Genomic DNA, 20,757 nt, shown 5'->3' with positions numbered 1-20,757 from the left:
GTGGGAGTATGTCAAGAATCCTTCTAAATCTTCTGTAGGTAGACTCCAGAAAATGCTCGAAAGGCGCTGTTCAGGCTGTGTTGGAATTGCTCCCGTTGGCATCACACCCATCATGATATTGGAACGGTCATAGAACTGATGCAAGATCTGCGGATTCAGCACTTCGCATTCAGGCACGATGATCCACTTCGCCCCCCAAGGATAAGCTTGGTTGAGCTTTTCCCACGCTTTAGGACGTAAATGGCTGCGTGCACCATTGGCAATCAGCACGAGATCAAACTGACGTTGAAAAGATTGATCTGCGAACTGCCCAATTACGTTTATACCCTCACTGGATTCTTGAAGTTCATGCACTTCATGCGCCATGCACCATTCAACGTGTTGAGGATATTCACCGACTTTGGATGCGAGGGCATGACAGAGTGTGGCACGGTGAATGCCGAGCCCATATGAACGGTCATCGGCTTGTCGATAATGACTGTTTATCAGCAAGTCGCCGCCAGCCAGTTGACCTTCAAGACCAGTTACCACAGCGCCAAGGCTTAAGGCATGTTCCAAAATGCCTAAATGTTCGAAAACTGCCAGTCCGGCAGGTTGTAATAATAATCCTGCACCCACAGGTTCAAGTTGTGAGACTTTTTCATATAAGCAGATCTGATGGCCTTGAGCAGCAAGCATTGCTGCAGCAGCTAATCCTGCTGTACCTGCACCGATGATGGCAATATTTTGAGTTTTCATTATTATAAAAGTTGATTTTATCTCACCCCAATGTAGCAAAGTTGTCGTATAAAACCCAATAAAAAAGCCCTCATAAGGGCTTTTTTAGGGATGCATCAGGTCTTACCAATGTTCACCAGGGAATAGGCGAGCATATGCTTTTTGTACCCAATTGAGTTTTTCTTGCTTACCAATAGACGCTGAAGAGCTTGGGAACAGGTTATAACCAATCGACATGAGTTTGTTGTTAATGTCAGGAGCAATGGAGTAAGTGATCGAAGCCAAACGGCCCAAATTGGTCGCCACTTTCTTCGGACGTTTCACGATGGCATAGGCAATCAGGTCGGTTGCTTGTTCTGGAGAAAGGGTTGGTACGTATTTATAAATTTTGGTTGGGGCGATCATTGGCGTGCGCACCAATGGCATGTAGACCGACGTGATGGCAATATTATGCGAGTGAACTTCAGCGCTCAGGCAACGGCTAAAAGCATCTAATGCGGCTTTAGACGCAACATAGGCAGAGAAGCGTGTTGCATTGGCCAATACACCAATCGAACTGATGTTGATGATATGACCTTCACGACGAATCATCATTTTCGGCAGTAAATTCATCACCAAACGTACCGCGCCAAAATAGTTCAACTGCATAGTACGTTCAAAATCATGGAAACGATCGGTTGATTCATGTACGGCACGACGAATAGAACGGCCAGCGTTATTAATTAAGATATCAATATGATCGACGGAAGCGAGGATTTGTTGTGCCACAGCATCAATGGAGTCCATATCATTGAGGTCACATGGGAAAACATCGGCTTTACCGCCAGTGGCTTCAATTTCAGCTTTTACGGCATCAAGAGTTTCTTTGGTACGTGCAACCAGTAGAACATGTGCGCCTGCGTTGGCAAGGCGATGCGCTGTGGTTAAACCGATACCACTTGATGCACCGGTGATTAAAATGGTCTTACCGTTGACACGGTCAACGAAACGTTTCTCAAGTCTTGAATTCACGATGAGGTTCCCTGTTAAATCAGTTTTATTGTATTCATTTATCGGCCCGACAACGCTATGTGCAGGGCTGTTTTAAGTCAGCGGTATGATAGCGTTTTATTCAAAAAAAGCCATATGATAAGTAATTGATAATAAAATAATATTTAGAGTTTTTACTCTAAATTAAAATCCCTATTTACTCAATTTTTAACACATAAATATGTGAAAGAGAAGTGCTTTTATCAACATCGTTGCAACCTAAAAAAGTCGATTTTCAAGATAAATAAAATTGTAAATAAATATAGAAGCAGGGCCATAGATGCCCAAAGTTGGAAGGCGGATTATGTGGGAGTGGTTATTTAAATGAAATGGAAATAAAAACAGGCCTTAAAAATAAGACCTGTGGATTGTGCAATTATGGTTTAAACAGCAGCTAAGGCTTGATCTAAGTCGGCAATCAAGTCATCTGCATGTTCGATCCCAATCGATAAACGAACCATATCAATGCTGACACCGGCGGCTTTGAGTTCATCTTCATTGAGCTGACGATGTGTCGTGGTCGCGGGATGGCAGGCTAAACTTTTGGCATCACCAATATTCACCAGGCGAGTAAACAACTGCAAGGCATCGATGAAACGTGTGCCACCTGCAAGGCCGTCTTGAACCCCAAAGGAAAGAATTGCCGACGGTTTTCCTTTGACATATTTTTGCGCCAAAGCATGCTGTGGATGGTCTTTTAAGCCAGCGTAGTTGACCCATTTTACTTTTGGATGCGCTTGTAAATATTCAGCCACTTTTTGCGCATTTTCGGTATGACGTTCCATGCGCAGGCTTAAGGTTTCCAAACCTTGTAAGATCAAAAACACATTGTGTGGGCTGATCGCAGCGCCTGTATTACGTAGTGGTACCACGCGCGCACGGGCAATGTAGGCGGCTTCACCTAAAGCTTCGACATAATTCACCCCGTGGTAGCTTGGATCAGGGGTATTGAGTGATTTAAAGCGTTCAGGGTATTTGCCCCATGGGAACTTGCCGCTGTCGACGATGATGCCGCCTATCGAATTACCATGACCGCCAATATATTTTGTGAGTGAATGCACCACAATGTCGGCACCAAATTCAAAAGATTTTTGCAGGACAGGGGTGGCCACAGTATTGTCCACCACCACAGGTATGCCATATTCATGCGCAATTTTCGAAATTGCTTCGAGGTCAATAATATTGCCCAATGGGTTACCAATAGATTCGACAAAGACCAGCTTGGTTTTGTCATCGATGAGGCTACGCAGCGCTTCAGGGTTCTGATAATCAAAGAAGCGAACTTCAATGCCTTGTTTCGGCAGAGTGTGGGCAAACAGGTTATATGTGCCGCCGTACAGGGTCGAAACTGAAGCGATATTGTCGCCTGCTTCAGCAATGGTTTGAATCGCATATGTAATGGCCGCCATACCTGATGCCAACGCCAGTGCGCCTATACCGCCTTCGAGTGCTGCAACACGCTGTTCAAGTACCGCCGTGGTTGGATTCATAATGCGGGTATAAATATTACCCTGAACTTTTAAGTCAAATAAATCAGCACCATGCTGTGTGTTATCAAAGGAATATGAGGTGGTTTGATAAATCGGCACCGCAACCGCTTTGGTGGTTGGCTCCGGGGTATACCCCGCGTGAATTGCTAAAGTTTCGTCTTTATAGGTCATGATTACATCATCTAAGTGAGCTAATTTTTTAAACAGTCTATCACTTATATATATGAATAAAAGTGCTTTATTTATAAAACTAATATCATAATTATTCATATTATTGAAAAATTTTCAGCTAAAGATGAGCGAAATTATGCTTAAAAACGCATGTTTAAATTTTGTTCGCCATTAAACTTGTAACAATGCATTGAAGGCGTGTGCGAAACCTTATTTTTTCACGACTTTATGCGTATAATAGCCGATTATTTTTTCGCTCAATTGAGCAGGGGCAACTTTGTGTTGCTCCGTATATGTTTTGACTATTGAGGAGTCCTAAGTGGCCCAATATATTTACACGATGAACCGTGTGTCGAAGATGGTTCCGCCTAAGCGCGAAATCCTGAAAGACATCTCTTTATCATTTTTCCCAGGCGCAAAAATTGGTGTGCTTGGTCTAAACGGTGCAGGTAAATCTACCTTGCTTCGTATTATGGCGGGCGTAGATAAAGATTTCTCAGGTGAAGCACGTGCTCAACCGGGTATCAAAATTGGTTACCTTGAACAAGAGCCGCCATTGGATGAAAGCAAAGACGTTCGTGGTAACGTTGAAGACGGTTTACGTGAACCGTTGGATGCTTTGGCGCGTCTTGATGAAGTATTTGCAGAATATGCAGCAGAAGATGCTGACTTTGATGCACTTGCAAAAGAACAAGAGAAGTTAGAAGCAGTTATCCATTCATGGGATGCACATAACATTGTCAACCAAATGGATCAGGCTGCTGCTGCGTTGAACCTTCCAGCTTGGGATGCAGATGTATCTAAGTTGTCTGGTGGTGAGCGCCGTCGTGTTGCACTTTGCCGTTTGTTATTGTCTAAACCAGACATGCTGCTTCTAGACGAACCGACGAACCATTTGGATGCTTCATCAGTCTCTTGGTTAGAACGTTTCTTGAAAGACTTCCCAGGCACCATCGTTGCGATTACCCATGACCGTTACTTCTTGGATAACGTGGCAGAGTGGATTCTTGAGCTTGACCGCGGCATGGGTATTCCATACCAAGGCAACTACTCTTCTTGGTTAGAGCAGAAAAATGCCCGTTTAGAGCAAGAGCAGAAGCAAGAAGAATCTTTTGCTAAAGCATTGAAAAAAGAACTTGAATGGGTTCGTTCAAATGCTAAAGGTCAGCAAAAGAAAAACAAAGCGCGTATGGAGCGTTTTGAAGAGCTTAACTCACGCGAATTCCAACAGCGTAACGAAACGTCTGAAATCTATATTCCACCTGGTCCACGTCTAGGTAATAAAGTTGTAGAAGTTGAAGGTATTAGTAAATCCTTTGGTGACCGTACACTTTATAAAGATTTATCGTTCGTTGTACCACCTGCTGCAATTGTAGGTATCGTGGGCGAAAACGGTGCGGGTAAAACCACATTATTCCGTATGATGACAGGCGAACAACAACCAGATACAGGTACAGTTACACTGGGTGAGTCTGTTAAAGTGGCTTATGTTGGTCAGATTCGTGACACCTTAGATGACAACAAAACTGTTTGGGAAGAAGTTTCTGGCGGTTTAGATATCTTGAAAATTGGTGAATACGAAATCGCATCTCGTGCGTATATCGGTCGCTTTAACTTCAAAGGTCAAGATCAGCAAAAACGTGTAGGTCAATTGTCAGGTGGTGAACGAAACCGTTTACAACTTGCGAAAATCCTGCAAATGGGTGCAAACGTCATCTTACTCGATGAACCGTCAAACGACTTGGATATTGAAACTTTACGTGCGCTTGAAGATGCTATTCTGGTATTCCCAGGTACTGTCATGGTGATCTCGCATGACCGTTGGTTCCTCGACCGTATTGCAACGCACATCTTGTCATTTGAAGGTGAAACCCCTGAATTCTTCACAGGTAACTACCATGAATTTGAAGAATATCGTCGTAAACGTGATGGTGATGACCTTGTTGCAAAGCGTCAAAAATACCGCAAAATTGGTAACTAAGTTCCAGTTTTAAAATAAAAAACCAGCCTGCGGGCTGGTTTTTTATTGCTTAGGGTGTGATGACTATACGACAATGTCTTCATAGGCATGATGTAAGACGTAGTCTGCATGTTCATGGCCTTGTGCAGCAGCTTTACTGAGCCAAATTTCTGCAAGTTCATAATTACGGTCCAAGCCGAGTTCTCCACGTAAATAACCAAGACCTAAGCGATATTGGGCATCTTTATGACCTTTTAATGCGGCACTTAAAAAATTCCACATGGCATTGCGATAGTCAGTAGGGGATTGGTCTGCTGAATCTATAGTATGGTGACTGAGAAAGTCTTGATGGTGTTGAGCCGCAAGACTTTCAAAATAAGTCCCTTGGGCGTAATCACCTTCGGCTTCTGGAATCGAAAGATGCATTCCTTGCAACTTTGGATTCATCTGTTGTGACAACAGTGCATAGATTTTTTCCAGAGCTTGTATCATCATTGTTAAACTCCTTGTTTCTAAATATAACCACTTGATTAATAAAAATATTAATTGCAGTCATTCGTGCGCTGCGATGAATGATTTAATTGTTTTAAACAGATCACACTTAAGATGAAAATTAGCATGCTTGTCATGATATGTGAATAGGTATTGAAAAATATTTATAAGTGATTTCAGTCATCTAGATCGCGAAAAATTATTTTTAATAAATTGAAAGTAGATGCTGAAAAAAGCAGTTTTAAAGTTTGAAGGTAAAACGTAGTACTGAAGGTTGAATAATGTAATTTTATTACGTTTACTGCACCTGTTAAGCTCAAGACTGAAGAATATATAATTTATAAAGGTCAGAAAATAATGAGTGAGCATCATGGGCATGACCACAGCCATGCCGTTGTGACGGAAGGGAATGTCAAAAAATTAAGTTTTGCCTTAGCACTGACCACGACGTTTTTGATTATTGAAGTCATTGCAGGATTTATGACGCAAAGTTTGGCGCTATTGTCAGATGCGGCACATATGTTCACCGATGCCGCAGCCCTTGCCATAGCATTGGTCGCGATCAAAATTGGCAAGCTTCCTGCTGACAACAAACGCACCTTTGGCTATCAGCGTTTTGAAATTTTGGCAGCCTTGTTTAATGCCTTGATGCTATTTGTGGTGGCGATTTATATTTTGTATGAGGCCTATCAGCGCTTTTCAACACCGCCAGAAATTCAAAGTATGGGCATGATGATGGTCGCCGTTATTGGTTTGATCATTAACTTAATCTCGATGCGTATTTTATTTTCCAGTTCACAAGAAAGCTTGAATGTGAAGGGGGCGTATCTAGAAGTGTTGAGTGATGCCCTAGGTTCGGTTGGTGTAATTATTGGTGCAGCGATTATTTATTTTACGGGCTGGATGTGGGTCGATACACTAATTGCGGTGCTCATTGGCTTTTGGGTTTTACCAAGGACTTGGATTTTACTCAAACAAAGTATCAATATTTTATTAGAAGGCGTGCCTGAAGAAATTGACATAGAAAAGTTACGCAATGATTTATTGGCACTCAATGGGGTAGAGAGTATTCACCAGTTAAAGGTCTGGGCAATAACATCAAAGAATGTGCATTTGACAGTTCATCTCTTTGCACCTGAAGCCGATCGTAATGCCTTATATTTTGAGGCGATTGAAATGTTGCAACATGAACATGGAATCACGGAGATGACATTACAAATCGAAGAAGATGAATGTGTGGTACACCAACATACCCAAAAGTCTGATCATGCACATGGGCATCATCAAGATGATCACGCGCATTCTCATGATGAATCACATCAGCACTAATGCTGATGTAATTTAAATGGCCGGCTTAGATTTCCCACTCATGATTACATTCGCGGCATTTCCATTTTTTCTGTGATTGCATAAAACCTTGCATTGAGATTTTAAAATCTGGCAGGTCGCGATAGAACATGAAGCCAGCAATCAAGCAAGCAATAAATACAACAACAGTCGCAGTTTGTAATGTAGCACCTGCACCGTCACCAAAAATCCACATTGCGATGCTGATAATCACCAATAGTAAAAGAATAAATACCGCAGGGATGAGGATAATCAGGCTTTTAGGCACGACAGGACGAGCAACAGGCTGGCCTGCTTGCGCAAGAGGCATAATTTTAGGGCTTTGACATTTAGGGCAACGGTATTGCATTGCAACTCCATAATTTTAATCTATGGTTTATTTTAATCAGAATGACGCAGAAAGCAAAAATACCGTAAATTTAAATCAGATAAAATTTAGGCAATAAAAAACCCAAGTCATAATGCTTGGGTTTTTTATAAGATGATTTGCATCACCTTGAATATGGCGTCCCTACGGGGATTCGAACCCCGGTTACCGCCGTGAAAGGGCGATGTCCTAGGCCTCTAGACGATAGGGACAATTTGAGGCAACTTAGAGTTGGTTGACACCATCTCTCGGTATGGGCGCTATATTAGGGGGATAACGCCCATCCGTCAACTAAAAAATCAATTAAGCTTCATCAACTGCATCATTTTTCGGCAGTTTTAGGCTTTCATTGAGTTTTTCCCATGCTTTTGTTTCTTTTTTACTCGGACCGCCCACAATTTCAAGCGCATGACGTAAGCGAGCAAAGGTTAAATCAGGACCAATGGTTACCATCGATTGCATAACCGGTGTCGAAGATGTTGAACCTGCAATAGCAATAAAGAAGGTTGGCATGAAGTCACGAAGTTTAATATCCATTTGGTTCGCCAAATCCATAAGCGTTTGGCTGACAGTATCATTGTTCCAAGTGAACATGCTTTCTAGACGCCAAATGGCAAATTGAAGGCTTTGACGAACTTGTTCTTCGGTCAATTTTTTGCTTTCAAACTGTTCTTTGCTGAGTGTTGGGAATTGGTTGAAATAAAAACCTGCCCAATTCACTGCTTCAGACAATAAATTAATACGCGGTTGAATCGCAGCGGCGATTTCTTCCAAGGTATTACGATCTGATTTCCAAGCCAGTAGGGTATCGAGCAATTGACCCGGTGTTAAACCTTTAATCCATTGACCATTTAACCAGTTTAGCTTTTCAACATCAAAGATCGGACCGCCTAGTGATACACGTTGAATGTCAAAGTGTTCAATCATCTCAGCCAAAGTGAATTTTTCACTTTCATCTGGCATTGACCAGCCCATACGGCCTAAATAGTTCAATAATGCTTCTGGTAAAACGCCGATGTCTTTGTAGTAGTTAATTGAGGTTGGGTTTTTACGTTTAGACAGTTTTGATTTATCTGGGTTACGTAACAGTGGCATGTGGCAAAGCACAGGCATGTCCCAACCAAAATATTTGTACAATAATTGGTGTTTAGGCGCAGATGGAATCCATTCTTCACCACGAATCACGTGAGTGATTTCCATTAAATGGTCATCAACCACGTTTGCCAAGTGATACGTCGGTAAACCATCGGTTTTCAGTAGAATCTGCATGTCGACTTGCGCCCAAGGAATTTCGACTTCACCACGTAGTAAGTCGTTAAATTTACAAATTCCTTCTTCAGGCACTTTCATACGAATGACATGCGGTTCACCAGCAGCCAAACGCTGTGCCACTTCTTCTGCAGTGTGTTTTAAGCCACGACCGTCATAACGCGGTGATTCACCACGTGCTTGTTGTTCCGCACGCATTTGATCGAGTTCTTCTGCTGTTGCAAAGCAGTAGAATGCATGGCCTTTTTCAACCAGTTCCAAAGCATATTGTTTATAAATGTCCATACGTTCAGATTGGCGGTATGGTGCATGAGGACCACCCACATCTGGACCTTCTGACCAGTTCAAACCTAACCAACGCAATGAATCTAAAATCATTTTTTCAGATTCTGGCGTAGAGCGCAGTTGGTCTGTATCTTCAATGCGAAGAATAAATTCACCGCCATGTTGCTTCGCAAAACATAAGTTAAATAATGCAATATAAGCAGTCCCAACATGCGGGAAACCAGTAGGAGAAGGTGCGATACGAGTACGAACAGTCATAATCAGCTTTTAATCAGAATGTAAATTGGGATCTATTATAACGAAAAAGCCTGATCACTTAATGCTTAATTCAACATTGAATGATCAGGCGTTTTTTAGTATTTTTTAGACGACAGTAGGGGAACTCGTCTAAAACAATAGCTTGGACAGCATCAGTATGCTGATGTCGTTATGAGTTGCTACCAGAAAAAATGGCTTGAACAAAACGAGAAAAACTTTGGTTTTGTGATGCAAAGAAACTTTGAGTCGGTGCTGCTTTAATAGACGTAAGTACTTTTAAATTATCGTCTGTACGGCCTTTACCTTCAGATTTTTGTTGATTAATCGCTTTTTCGATCAATGAGGTACGTTCAGCAGGCATCGTAAGTTTGTTATTCGATGCGGTGCTGGTTGCAGCACAAAATCCAGTCTGTGCAGTCACGCTTAAACTTAAGCCTAGGCATAGCGCGTATGAAAATTTCATGTCCAAATCTCCCCCTAGTTTTGGTGATGGAACTTTTTATTTGCAAAATAGTTTTAATATTTAGACTACGATTTAACCATCTTTCGTAATTAAAAAGTAGAACTACGTCACAATTTTTACAAAAAAACTAAAAAAGTCTGTACTGGGATTACCTAAATAGACTGTTTTCTCCAGATTTTCGGATGTTTTAGCAAACAACTATGAAGATAGCATGGAGATCGCTTCTGATTGTTGCTGCATTAGCAGAATTAAAGCTTTAAATACGTTATTTTTAGATATCTTTAAAACAGAAATAGATTTGAATTTATATTATAGATAGCTGATTGTTAAAGTTATTTTTGATTTATATAGTGCTCTCAAGATCAATTTGAGTTTGAGCAGATGAAAAAAATAATAGCATCGGGCATTTTCGCATTGTTGGGTGGGGTGGCGGTACAGGTGTATGCCGCAAAAGATTTCTTAAATGTCTCATATGATCCAACACGTGAGTTTTATCAGGAATATAACCAAGAATTTGGACAATATTGGAAAAAACGTACAGGACAAGAGATTAATTTTAAACAATCTCACGGTGGCTCTGGCAAACAAGCTCGTGCCGTAGCAACGGGTTTACAAGCAGACGTTGTCACTTTGGCATTGGCCAACGATATTGATGAAATTGTGGCGACCGGACAAATCAATAAAAATTGGCAAAAACAATTTCCACATAATTCTGCTCCGTATACCTCAACCATCGTATTTTTGGTGCGTAAGGGCAACCCGAAAAAAATTAAAGATTGGAATGACCTGACCAAACCGGGCGTTGAAATTATTACGCCAAATCCAAAAACAGGTGGGGCACCGCGTTGGATCTATTTATCAGCTTGGGGATATGCTTTAAAACAACCGGGTGGCAATGATGCCAAAGCCAAAGAATTGGTGAAAAAACTCTATAGCAATGTCAAAGTTTTGGATTCAGGCGCACGTGGTTCACTCACGACCTTTGCTGAGCGCGGCATTGGAGATGTCTTACTATCTTGGGAAAATGAGGCACTATTAGCGACTCAGGGCCTAGGCAAAGATAAATATGACATTGTTTATCCTTCTATTTCGATTTTAGCTGAACCTTCGGTGGCTGTGGTAGATAAAACCGTCGATAAAAATGGTAATCGAAATTTAGCGAAGGGTTATTTAAACTATCTATATTCACCTAAGGGCCAAGAGCTAGCAGGTAAATATTTCTTCCGCCCTCGCGATGCAAAAGCCACTGCAAAGTACGCTGCCCAATTCCCGAAAGTTCAAACCTTTACCATTGATAAAGTGTTTGGCGGTTGGGCAAAAGCGCAAAAGACACATTTTGTGAATGGCGCGATTTTTGATCAAATTTATAGTGAAAAGAATAAAGAGTAAAACACCCCACCATAATGAGCGCTGTAAAAACGGATAATCTGGATTATCCGTTTTTTGCATATGTAATGCATAAAAATCTATATATAGGGAATAAGTAGATTGTTTTTGTGTATTTTAATATGAAAAACAAACAATTAAATTCATAGCGTTAGCTGTATTCAACAAAGCGTCTAAACACGCTGCAATTGCGATTTATGACTTTATTTCATATATTTAGCAGTATTGAATATAACTTTATGCTGGCTGTTATGAAAACTCAATTTAAGGCATGGCTCAGTGCTGCGTTGCTTGCCACTGGTGTTGCTTTCTCAGCGTCTGCTCAGGCCGCTGATCGTGAATTTTTAAACGTTTCTTATGATGCAACGCGTGAATTTTATGACGAATTTAATAAGTCATTTGGCGCATATTGGAAAGAGCGTACGGGTAAAACGGTTGCATTTAAACAATCACATGGTGGTTCAGGTAAACAAGCCCGTTCTGTAGTAGACGGTTTAAAAGGTGATGTCGTGACTTTGGCCTTGGCCAATGACATCGAAGAAATTGTAAAGTCTGGTCAGATTCAGCCAGGTTGGCAAAAAGAGTTTCCACATAACTCAGCGCCATATACTTCAACGATTGTCTTCATGGTGCGTAAGGGCAACCCGAAACATATTAAAGATTGGTCTGATTTAACCAAACCGGGCGTACAAATTATTACCCCAAACCCGAAAACTGGCGGTCTCCCACGTTGGGTTTACTTGTCAGCTTGGGGTTATGCTTTGAAACAGCCGGGTGGTAATGAAGCGAAAGCCAAAGATTTCGTGGGTAAGATGTACCATAACGTAAAAGTAATGGACTCTGCGGCACGTGCATCGATGACTACATTTGCAGAACGTGGTATTGGTGATGTGTTATTGACTTGGGAAAACGAAGCTTTAGTTACGCAAAAAACTTTGGGTAAAAACAAATTTGATATCGTATATCCATCGATGTCGATTTTGACTGAGCCTTCAGTGGCAATCGTAGACAAAACTGTCGATAAAAATGGTAATAAATGGTTAGCTCAAGGCTATATCAATTATCTTTATTCTCCATTAGGTCAAGAGATGGCAGCTCGTCATTTTTACCGTCCACGTAATGCAGCAGTTTTAGCAAAATATAAATCACAGTTCCCGCCATTAAAAACCTTTACCATTGATGAAGTGTTTGGTGGTTGGGCAAAAGCACAACAAACACATTTTGTGAATGGTGCGATCTTCGATCAGATCTATAATAACAAGCGCTAATACATCGAAATCTATGATTTGAGATGTTCAAAGACCTCCTTCGGGAGGTTTTTTAATGGATGGCAAAAAATAAAAACGGTTTTCTCTATGGAAAGTAATATTTCTGTACAAAAAGACGTTTGGAGCTTTGCTAAAACAAGGTAATAATGTGCAGTTACATTTTTAGCTGTGTTGAACGAACCCTTATGTCGCATATTTCTGTATTACTTCATGAAACTGTTGATGCTTTACTGGCAGATCGCAATACAGGAATTTTCGTAGATGGCACATTTGGGCGTGGTGGTCATACGCGTTTATTACTGTCTAAATTAGATGAAAATGCACGTGTTTATGCCTTTGATAAAGACCCGCAAGCATTGGCCGTTGCAGCAGAATTAGAACAAGAAGATACGCGTTTTAAAATCATTCACGCTAGTTTTGCCGATTTAAAAGAAGAACTGCGTAGTCGTGGTATCGATTTGGTCGACGGTATTATGGCGGATTTGGGTGTTTCATCTCCGCAGCTAGACCAAGCAGAGCGTGGCTTTAGCTTTATGAAAGATGGCCCACTTGATATGCGTATGGACAATTCCCAAGGTCCAACAGCCGCAGAGTGGTTGGTTGATATTGAGGAAGAAGATTTGGCCAATATTATTTTTAAATATGGTGAAGAGCGTTATAGCCGCCGTATTGCCAAAGCGATTAAAGCTGCAGGGTATATTGAAACCACAGCTCAATTGGCCGAAATTGTGAAAGTTGCCCACCCGAAATGGGAAAAAAATAAACATGCAGCGACACGAACTTTCCAAGCAATTCGTATTGCTATTAACAAAGAACTCGACGATATTGATATCTTCTTACCTCAAGCGGTGGAGATGCTGAAACCTGAAGGCACTCTGGCAGTGATCAGTTTCCATTCTTTAGAGGATCGTTTAATTAAACAATTTATTCAAAAAGAATCTACACTTGCAGAAGACACAGGCTGGGGTTTACCACAAAAACGCGAAGATACCCGCCGCTTAAAAAAAGTGTCACGAATTAAAGCAAGTGAAGAAGAAGTTAAAGCCAATCCACGATCTCGTAGTGCTTGGCTTCGTGTGGCAGAGCGTTTAGCTTAAAAGGCAAAGAATGAAAACCGAAGCAATCGAAAAAAACTCTGATCAATCGCAGTCGAAGAAAATCATTACATACGGCATTTTATTGCTCTTGGTTTTTGTGAGTGCGATTATGGTGGTATTTCAAGTCTTTGAATATCGACAAGATTATCGTCAATTGAGTACCTATATGCGTGAAAGGGATGACCTCAATGCAGAATGGGGACGTTTGCTGATCGAACAACAAACTTTTGGTGCAACAGCCCAAATTGGGACACGTGCAGTTACCCAATTACGGATGTATTCGCCTCCTATTGCACAAACCGTTGTTATTTCATTGCCACAAACTCCAGAACAGAAAAAATAGGCTGCCGGTCACATGGTTGAAAAGAGAAACAAACAAACTCCGCGTAAAAAACAGCAGTCTGTTACTGGTCGTACAGCCATTTCGGTGGAGATGTGGCGCTATCACTTGATGTGGGCAGTGGTTTTACTGTGCTTTATTGCATTGGTCGGTCGGGCTTTTTATGTACAAATCATCAACAAAGACTTTTTACAAAATAAAGCCAATGCCAAAATTTTAAGAACTGAAACCTTAAAAGCCATGCGCGGTGTCATCTATGACCGTCACGGCGTTCCTTTAGCCATTAGTACTCCGATCATGAAAATCGTGATCGATCCACGTGATTATTTTGACAATAAAAAACTCTTTGAAGAAATTACGGCGGAATTGGCTAAAGATCCAAACAACCGTAAGTTAAAACGTCAATTACCAGATAAAAATCTGAATTTAGATGAACTCGCTGATGCTGTAGGGATGGATCGTGCTGAATTGAGACGCAAAATGAATGAGCGTCCACGTTCACGTTATTTAGTTTTAAAGAAAGAAGTGCCACCACAACAAGCTGAATTGATCATGAAACGTGACTTTCAGGGGGTATATACCGAGAAAAACTATAAGCGCTACTATCCACAGCCTCAGCCAAACTCACAAATTATTGGTTTAACCAATAGTGAGGGTATGGGCATCGAAGGTTTAGAGATGCAATTGAATGAACGTCTTGCAGGCGTAGATGGTGCGCAGCAAATTGTCCGAGATAAAAAAGGCAACCGCGTTAAAGACCCTGAGATCGTGAAAGAGGTTGAGTCGGGTGAAAATATCACGCTGAGTATTGATTCACGTTTGCAATACATTATGTATCGTGAGTTGACTGCAGCCGGCGTAGCCAATAACGCACGTTCTGCAACCGCGATTGCCGTGGATGTCAAAACAGGTGAAATTTTAGCGATGACCTCTTGGCCGTCTTACAACCCAAATGATAAAAAAGGTGTCTTAAATAAAGATGCTATGCGTAACCGTGGTGCAATTGACTCCTTTGAGCCGGGTTCAACCATGAAGCCAATGACCGTGGCAATGGCGTTGGAAAGCGGTAAATACACGGCAAATACGGTGGTAAATACTACACCGGGTTCTATGCGCGTTGGCAATCATACTATTCGAGACACGCATAACTATGGTCCTCTGACTTTGGGCGGCATTATTCAAAAATCGTCTAACGTCGGTGTGGCAAAAATCGCTTTATCTCTCCCTTATGAAACATTACCAACGTTCTATCAACGTCTTGGCTTTGGTCAACGTTCAGCGGTGAAATTCCCCGGTGAAAGTGCTGGTCTGATTTTACCGAAGAGCAAATGGAATGTGTCAGAAGTAGCAACCATGGCTTATGGTTATGGTTTGAACGCTACAGTACTCCAACTGGCAGATGCTTATGCCATGATTGCCAACAAGGGCGTCAAAATGCCACTGAGCTTGTACAAGCTTGAGGAAAAGCCGAAAGGTGAGCAGATTATTGACGCTAAAATTGCCGATCAAGTGCTTTTAATGATGGAAGCGGTGACCTTACCGGGTGGTACGGCACGTCAAGCCAATATTCCGGGTTATCGCGTGGCAGGTAAAACTGGTACAGCACATAAATTACGTGCAGACCGTAAAGGCTATTCGACTTCAGAATATCGTGCACTCTTTGCCGGTGTTGCACCAGTGAGTGATCCACGTTTGGCTATGATTGTTGTAGTGGAAAACCCGACAGGTCAGTATTACGGTGGTCTGGTGGCTGCACCAGTTTTCGCTCGTGTAATGCAAGAATCTTTACGTTTAATGAACGTACCATTAGATAAACCTTTAGACACTCCTAAGATCCAGTAATAGGTGATGAATGAAAATTACGTTTCAAGATCTATACACCGTTGAACAGCCCGCTGAATGGATGTCGCAATCCTTTCAGGGCTTCAATCTGGATAGTCGCAAAGTTACAGCAGGGCAAATATTTATTGCCCTGACTTCGTTTTCGCAACCTGAAAAAACAGCACAATTTGCACGTGCAGCGTTAGAGAATGGCGCGTTGGCTGTCATTTCAGAAACTGATTTGGGCTTGGATCAAAGTGTCGTGATCGCGGATGTGCGTCAATTGATGGGGCAGTGGCAAAAGCAATATTTACAGGCGACTCAACCAGCTCAAGCTGCACGGATTTTGGCTGTGACGGGTACCAATGGTAAAACCACGATCTCACGCTTAATCGCTGAATTACTCATGCTGCAAGGCAAAAAATGTGCAGTGATGGGAACCACTGGAAACGGGATTTTACCGAATTTAGAAGCCTCATCTCACACTACTTTAGATGCGTTGCATATGCAAAATGCATTGCATGCCTATGCGCTTGAGGGTGCAGAGTTTGCTGCCATAGAGGCAAGTTCGCACGGATTAGAACAAGGTCGATTAAATGGCTGTGCAATTGAAATTGCCGCATATAGCAATTTAAGTCGTGACCATTTGGATTATCATAAAACCCTTGAAGCCTATGCTGAAGCGAAATCACGTTTGTTTCAGTTTCCATCGCTCAAAGTTGCAGTCATCAATCTCGATGATGAACATGCCGAAGTGATGCTGAATGCCGCGCGCCAAAACCCGGCTCAGCCTAAAATTTTGACTTATTCAACGCGTCAGGCTGCGGATTATCAAGTGACGGATATTCAATACAGCTTAACGGGCGCACAATTTAAATTGCGTACTGCTCAAGCTGAATTTGTGGTGCAAAGTCCATTATTGGGACACTTCAATATTGAAAATATTGTGGCGAGCTTAATTTCAGCGGAGCAAGCGGGTTTTGACTTATCTGCCTTGATCGCAACTGCGCCTGAGTTAAAAGGTGCGCCGGGTCGTATGCAAGTGATCCGTGATGATGAGCGCCTGTTTGTGGTGGATTATGCACATACACCAGATGCCTTGATTCAAGTGTTACAGACCTTAAAACGTCATGTATCGCAACAGTTATGGGCAGTGTTTGGCTGTGGTGGTGATCGTGATCGTGGTAAGCGTCCATTGATGACACAAGCGGCATTAAACCATGCAGATGTGGCGTTGATTACCTCGGATAATCCACGTACTGAAAACCCAGAACAAATTTTTGCAGATATGAAGGCTGGTATTGATTTTACTGGAAAAACTGTCCATGAAATCCATGACCGCCGTGAAGCGATTAAATTCGCAGTCAGCCATGCGCAAGCTGGTGATATTGTGGTGATTGCTGGTAAAGGCCATGAAAACTATCAAGAAATTAATGGTGTTCGACATTGGTTTGATGATGTGGTGGAAGTGAAATCGGCGATTGATTCACAGCATCACAACACTGACTCGGCTTATCCAGCGCAATAGGAAACAGATATGCATACTTCAACGACCAGTACGGTTCCGTTAGAACCTTGGACTGCCGAACAGTTGGTTCAAGCGACACAAGGGCACTGGCATAATAATCAAGCGCCGACAGGTCCTGTGAAACGAATTTTGACCGATTCACGTCATGCAGAGCAAGGAGATGCTTTTCTTGCCCTGAAAGGTGAACGCTTTGATGCGCATGATTTCCTTGCTCAAGTGGCTGAAAAGGGTTGTGAAATTGCCATTGTCAGTCATCCGGTCGATGTGGATATTTGTCAGTTGGTGGTTGCAGATACACGTTTGGCGCTTGGACATTTGGGTGCATTTCGTCGTGCCCAAAACCCAGCCTTAAAAGTGATTGCCTTGACAGGAAGTAGTGGTAAAACCACAACCAAAGAGATGCTCGGGAGTATCCTTTCTCGTCTTGCACCAACATTAATTACGCGCGGTAATTTAAATAATGACCTTGGTGTGCCGATGATGTTACTTGAGTTGCGTCCAGAACATCAGTATGCCGTGATGGAGCTTGGTGCCAGTCATAAGGGTGAAATTGATTACACCTCAAATTTGGTACAGCCTCAGGTTGCCGGTATTTTAAATATTGGTACTGCTCATATGGGTGAATTTGGTGGGCGTGATGGCATTTGTCGTGCCAAGTCTGAAATTTATGCACATATAGCGAAAACAGGAACTTCGATTGTGCCTGCGGCAGATGATTTTACAGATGCCATTCGTCAAGCGGTGCAAACTGAGCAATTAATGAGTTTTGGTCAGGGCGGGGATGTCTTTGCGACTGAGACGGAGCTTCAGGCTCAATCTTCACGTTTTATCTTAAATACGCCACAAGGTGCACGTCCTGTTCAACTGCCATTTGCTGGTGAGCATAATGTGCAAAATGCCACTGCAGCCGCAGCTTTCGCATTATCGATTGGTGTGAGTTTAGATGATATCGTTGTGGGGCTTGAACATGCGACAGGTGCCAAAGGCCGTCTAAACTTTATTCAGCATAAAGATTATTTGTTTATTGATGATACTTACAATGCAAATCCAACCTCAATGCGTGCTGCTGCTGATGTACTTGCGCAGCAAGATGGCATCAAAGTCATGGTCATTGGGGATATTGGTGAGTTAGGTTCATCTGCTGCACAGCAGCACTACATGTTGGGACGTGACCTTGTTTCACACGCCGGTCTTCAATTTGTCGTTGCTGTCGGTGAGTTTTCACCTGCCGTACAAGAAGGCGCGCGCAGTACCCAATATGGTAAAAAATTACAGGCCTTTCTATCTCAAGAACAGGCCTTACCGTTATTAATTAGTCTAGTCAAAACACATCAGCCTCAGTCCATGAGTTTCCTGTTTAAAGGTTCTCGTTATACCCACATGGAAACTTTGATGGCTGAATTGATGGAGAAACTTTAATGCTGTTATGGTTATTTGAGCAGCTTGCGGGTTATCACAGCTCGTTTCAGGTTGTTCGTTATTTAACGCTTCGTTCGCTACTCAGTGTCTTAACGGCATTGGCCATTGGTCTGTTGCTTGGACCTGTGATGATCCGCAAATTGCAAGCTCTCAAATATGGTCAGGCAGTCAGTTCATTTGCACCTGAAAATCATGCCAAAAAAATGGGCACACCGACTATGGGCGGTGTGTTGATTTTACTGTCTATTGGGATTTCAACCTTACTTTGGGCCGATCTTTCAAACCCTTATGTATGGATTGTACTTGGCGTGATGGTGATCTTTGGTGCTGTTGGCTGGGCCGATGACTGGATTAAAATCCGTTATAAAGACAATGCAGGTCTGCCTGCGAAGAAGAAATTCTTTTGGACTTCTGTGGCATCTTTAGGTGCTGGTATTGCACTCTATGTGATTGCGACACAGCAAGCAAACCCAGTACATACTTCAAATATGTTGGATCTGCTGATTCCATTCTTTAAAGAAATTAGCATTCCGTTGTCTATTATCCCACTTGGTATCGGCTTTATTGTCTTTACTTATTTGGTGATTAACGGCGCATCCAATGCTGTGAACTTAACCGATGGTTTGGATGGTTTGGCGATTATGCCAATCGTTTTGGTTGCCGCAGGTTTAGGTGTATTTGCTTATCTGGCTGGTGATGTCCGTTTTGCTGATTATTTACATATCCCTTATGTGAAATATGCATCTGAACTTGTCGTGATCTGTGCGGCAATGATCGGTGCTGGCTTGGCATTCTTATGGTTTAATGCGCATCCTGCTCAAGTCTTTATGGGTGATGTCGGTGCCTTATCTCTAGGTGCGATGCTCGGTACGATTGCAGTCATGGTTCGTCAAGAAATCGTTTTTGCCATTATGGGCGGTGTCTTTGTGGTTGAAGCTATTTCTGTCTTCTTGCAAATTGGCTCGCTGCGTATGCGGAACAAGCGTGTATTCTTAATGGCACCGCTACACCATCACTATGAAAAAAAGGGATGGCGTGAAACGCAGGTGGTGATTCGTTTCTGGATTATTACAATTATGCTGGTAGTTTTGGGTCTAATGACTTTAAAATTACGTTAAGCAAATAAATAAACGAAACCGGCATTTGCTCCCACAGATGCCGGTTTTTTTATTTCAAAATATAGTGGAGTAAATGATGAACCTGTTGATGTGTCCTGTATGCCGTGAAGCATTAAAACTCACAGAGCGGACATGGCGCTGTGAAAATAATCATAGCTATGATGTTGCAAAACAAGGCTATGTCAATTTACATGTGGTTCAGCATAAACACAGTAAAAACCCAGGCGATACGCCAGAATCTGTACAGGCGCGTCGTGCGTTTTTGAGTGCCGGTCACTATGCACCTCTGCAACAGGAAGTGGTGGCTTTGATTCAAAAATTAAGGGTTGAAAACTTGTTGGATATTGGCTGTGGTGAAGGCTATTACACCGATGCGATGCAAGCTGAAGTATTACAGTGTGTGGGTGTCGATATCGCTAAAAATGCAGTACAAGTGGCCGCTAAACTGAATAAAGAGGTGACTTGGGTGGTTGGGACAGGGGCAACCTTACCTGTATTAGATCATTCGATTGACTTGTGTACGAGTTTATTTAGTCCTATTCCTCAAGAAGAAATCCTTCGGGTGTTAAAGCCTGAAGGGCACTTGATGGTGGTTACACCTGCGCCAGAGCATCTTTATGCAATGCGTGAAGCCCTGTTTGAAGAAGTAAAACTACATGAACCGCATAAATTTGTGGAACAACTGGCGAATGATTTTGAATTGGAAAGTGAACAAGTGGTTCAAGCGAAAATGTCACTTTCTCAGCAGGATCTCAAAAACTTAATTGCAATGACGCCTTATGCCTATAAAGTGAAAGCTGAGCGTCGAGAAGCTCTAGAAAAAAATGAACAATTTGAGTTGCAAGCGCAGTATCAAATTTATCTCTTTAAAAAGAAATAATGCATTGGAAGTGATAAAAAAGCCCTCGTTTGAGGGCTTTTTTTATGCAGTA

17 protein-coding genes, 1 tRNA gene and 1 pseudogene are annotated in these 20,757 nt (G+C 42.2%); 11 read left to right on the top strand and 8 right to left on the bottom strand.

Annotated elements, in window-relative coordinates:
• Positions 1 to 12: 12 nt before the first annotated feature.
• The 3 genes and pseudogenes from FTU77_RS07425 to FTU77_RS07415 all read right to left on the bottom strand — a co-directional run.
• Positions 13 to 738: pseudogene (locus FTU77_RS07425) on the bottom strand (FAD-dependent oxidoreductase); the annotation flags it as partial.
• 102 nt (positions 739 to 840) lie between these two features.
• The gene (locus FTU77_RS07420) at positions 841 to 1,728 is read right to left on the bottom strand and encodes an SDR family NAD(P)-dependent oxidoreductase (RefSeq protein WP_078189400.1); all 888 of its coding nucleotides are present in this window, start codon (positions 1,726 to 1,728) and stop codon (positions 841 to 843) included.
• Positions 1,729 to 2,129: 401 nt separating this feature from the next.
• Positions 2,130 to 3,407 carry an O-acetylhomoserine aminocarboxypropyltransferase/cysteine synthase family protein gene (locus FTU77_RS07415; RefSeq protein WP_180055444.1) on the bottom strand — a complete coding sequence of 426 codons (1,278 nt, stop codon included), beginning with the start codon at positions 3,405 to 3,407 and terminating at the stop codon, positions 2,130 to 2,132.
• A 319-nt stretch (positions 3,408 to 3,726) separates the two neighbouring features.
• Between FTU77_RS07415 and ettA the strand changes: the two genes are divergently transcribed.
• The gene (ettA, locus tag FTU77_RS07410; protein ID WP_180055443.1) at positions 3,727 to 5,388 is read left to right on the top strand and encodes an energy-dependent translational throttle protein EttA; all 1,662 of its coding nucleotides are present in this window, start codon (positions 3,727 to 3,729) and stop codon (positions 5,386 to 5,388) included.
• A gap of 63 nt (positions 5,389 to 5,451) precedes the next feature.
• On the opposite strand, the gene FTU77_RS07405 is transcribed toward ettA, so the two are convergent.
• Complete coding sequence (locus FTU77_RS07405; protein WP_180055442.1) at positions 5,452 to 5,862, bottom strand: SEL1-like repeat protein; 411 nt, start codon at positions 5,860 to 5,862, stop codon at positions 5,452 to 5,454.
• Between the two features lie 354 nt (positions 5,863 to 6,216).
• Here FTU77_RS07405 and FTU77_RS07400 point away from each other — a divergent pair, with 354 nt between their 5' ends.
• The gene (locus FTU77_RS07400) at positions 6,217 to 7,188 is read left to right on the top strand and encodes a zinc transporter (protein WP_180042170.1); all 972 of its coding nucleotides are present in this window, start codon (positions 6,217 to 6,219) and stop codon (positions 7,186 to 7,188) included.
• Positions 7,189 to 7,213: 25 nt separating this feature from the next.
• Here the strand turns inward: FTU77_RS07400 and FTU77_RS07395 are convergent, their stop codons facing one another.
• From FTU77_RS07395 to FTU77_RS07380, 4 genes are all read right to left on the bottom strand, one after another.
• Complete coding sequence (locus FTU77_RS07395; protein WP_180042168.1) at positions 7,214 to 7,555, bottom strand: hypothetical protein; 342 nt, start codon at positions 7,553 to 7,555, stop codon at positions 7,214 to 7,216.
• A 154-nt stretch (positions 7,556 to 7,709) separates the two neighbouring features.
• Positions 7,710 to 7,785, bottom strand: a tRNA-Glu gene (locus FTU77_RS07390).
• 91 nt (positions 7,786 to 7,876) lie between these two features.
• Entirely contained in the window at positions 7,877 to 9,385 is a 1,509-nt protein-coding gene (gene gltX, locus FTU77_RS07385; RefSeq protein ID WP_168378189.1) for a glutamate--tRNA ligase, read from the bottom strand.
• Positions 9,386 to 9,554: 169 nt separating this feature from the next.
• Positions 9,555 to 9,848 carry a hypothetical protein gene (locus FTU77_RS07380; RefSeq protein ID WP_078192541.1) on the bottom strand — a complete coding sequence of 98 codons (294 nt, stop codon included), beginning with the start codon at positions 9,846 to 9,848 and terminating at the stop codon, positions 9,555 to 9,557.
• 381 nt (positions 9,849 to 10,229) lie between these two features.
• Here FTU77_RS07380 and FTU77_RS07375 point away from each other — a divergent pair, with 381 nt between their 5' ends.
• The 9 genes from FTU77_RS07375 to FTU77_RS07335 all read left to right on the top strand — a co-directional run bounded on the left by FTU77_RS07375 (position 10,230) and on the right by FTU77_RS07335 (position 20,705).
• Positions 10,230 to 11,237 (top strand): sulfate ABC transporter substrate-binding protein, encoded by a 1,008-nt coding sequence (locus FTU77_RS07375; protein ID WP_078189392.1) that lies wholly within the window; start codon positions 10,230 to 10,232, stop codon positions 11,235 to 11,237.
• 248 nt (positions 11,238 to 11,485) lie between these two features.
• Entirely contained in the window at positions 11,486 to 12,502 is a 1,017-nt protein-coding gene (locus tag FTU77_RS07370) for a sulfate ABC transporter substrate-binding protein (RefSeq protein ID WP_078189545.1), read from the top strand.
• A gap of 185 nt (positions 12,503 to 12,687) precedes the next feature.
• Positions 12,688 to 13,599: a 16S rRNA (cytosine(1402)-N(4))-methyltransferase RsmH gene (rsmH, locus tag FTU77_RS07365; protein WP_180055441.1), complete on the top strand. Its 912-nt coding sequence runs from the start codon at positions 12,688 to 12,690 to the stop codon at positions 13,597 to 13,599.
• Positions 13,600 to 13,609: 10 nt separating this feature from the next.
• On the top strand, positions 13,610 to 13,942 hold the full coding sequence (ftsL, locus tag FTU77_RS07360; RefSeq protein WP_078189390.1) for a cell division protein FtsL: 333 nt from the start codon (positions 13,610 to 13,612) through the stop codon (positions 13,940 to 13,942).
• Positions 13,943 to 13,954: 12 nt separating this feature from the next.
• Complete coding sequence (gene ftsI, locus FTU77_RS07355) at positions 13,955 to 15,781, top strand: penicillin-binding protein PBP3 (protein ID WP_180055440.1); 1,827 nt, start codon at positions 13,955 to 13,957, stop codon at positions 15,779 to 15,781.
• Between the two features lie 10 nt (positions 15,782 to 15,791).
• Positions 15,792 to 17,288, top strand: coding sequence for a UDP-N-acetylmuramoyl-L-alanyl-D-glutamate--2,6-diaminopimelate ligase (locus FTU77_RS07350; RefSeq protein ID WP_180055439.1), 1,497 nt, complete (start codon positions 15,792 to 15,794; stop codon positions 17,286 to 17,288).
• A gap of 9 nt (positions 17,289 to 17,297) precedes the next feature.
• Positions 17,298 to 18,707: a UDP-N-acetylmuramoyl-tripeptide--D-alanyl-D-alanine ligase gene (gene murF, locus FTU77_RS07345; protein ID WP_180055438.1), complete on the top strand. Its 1,410-nt coding sequence runs from the start codon at positions 17,298 to 17,300 to the stop codon at positions 18,705 to 18,707.
• A complete protein-coding gene (gene mraY / locus FTU77_RS07340; protein ID WP_078189386.1) occupies positions 18,707 to 19,825 on the top strand; it encodes a phospho-N-acetylmuramoyl-pentapeptide-transferase in 1,119 nt (372 codons plus the stop codon). The genes murF and mraY overlap by 1 nt, the downstream gene beginning before the upstream one ends.
• Positions 19,826 to 19,901: 76 nt before the next feature.
• Positions 19,902 to 20,705 (top strand): putative RNA methyltransferase, encoded by an 804-nt coding sequence (locus tag FTU77_RS07335; RefSeq protein ID WP_180055437.1) that lies wholly within the window; start codon positions 19,902 to 19,904, stop codon positions 20,703 to 20,705.
• The last annotated feature ends 52 nt before the right edge of the window (positions 20,706 to 20,757 follow it).

Source organism: Acinetobacter sp. YH12142, assembly GCF_013418435.1.
Classification (GTDB): Bacteria; Pseudomonadota; Gammaproteobacteria; order Pseudomonadales; family Moraxellaceae; genus Acinetobacter; species Acinetobacter amyesii.
Note: the sequence above shows the minus strand (reverse complement) of the source record. Positions and strands in the feature narration are given on the sequence as shown.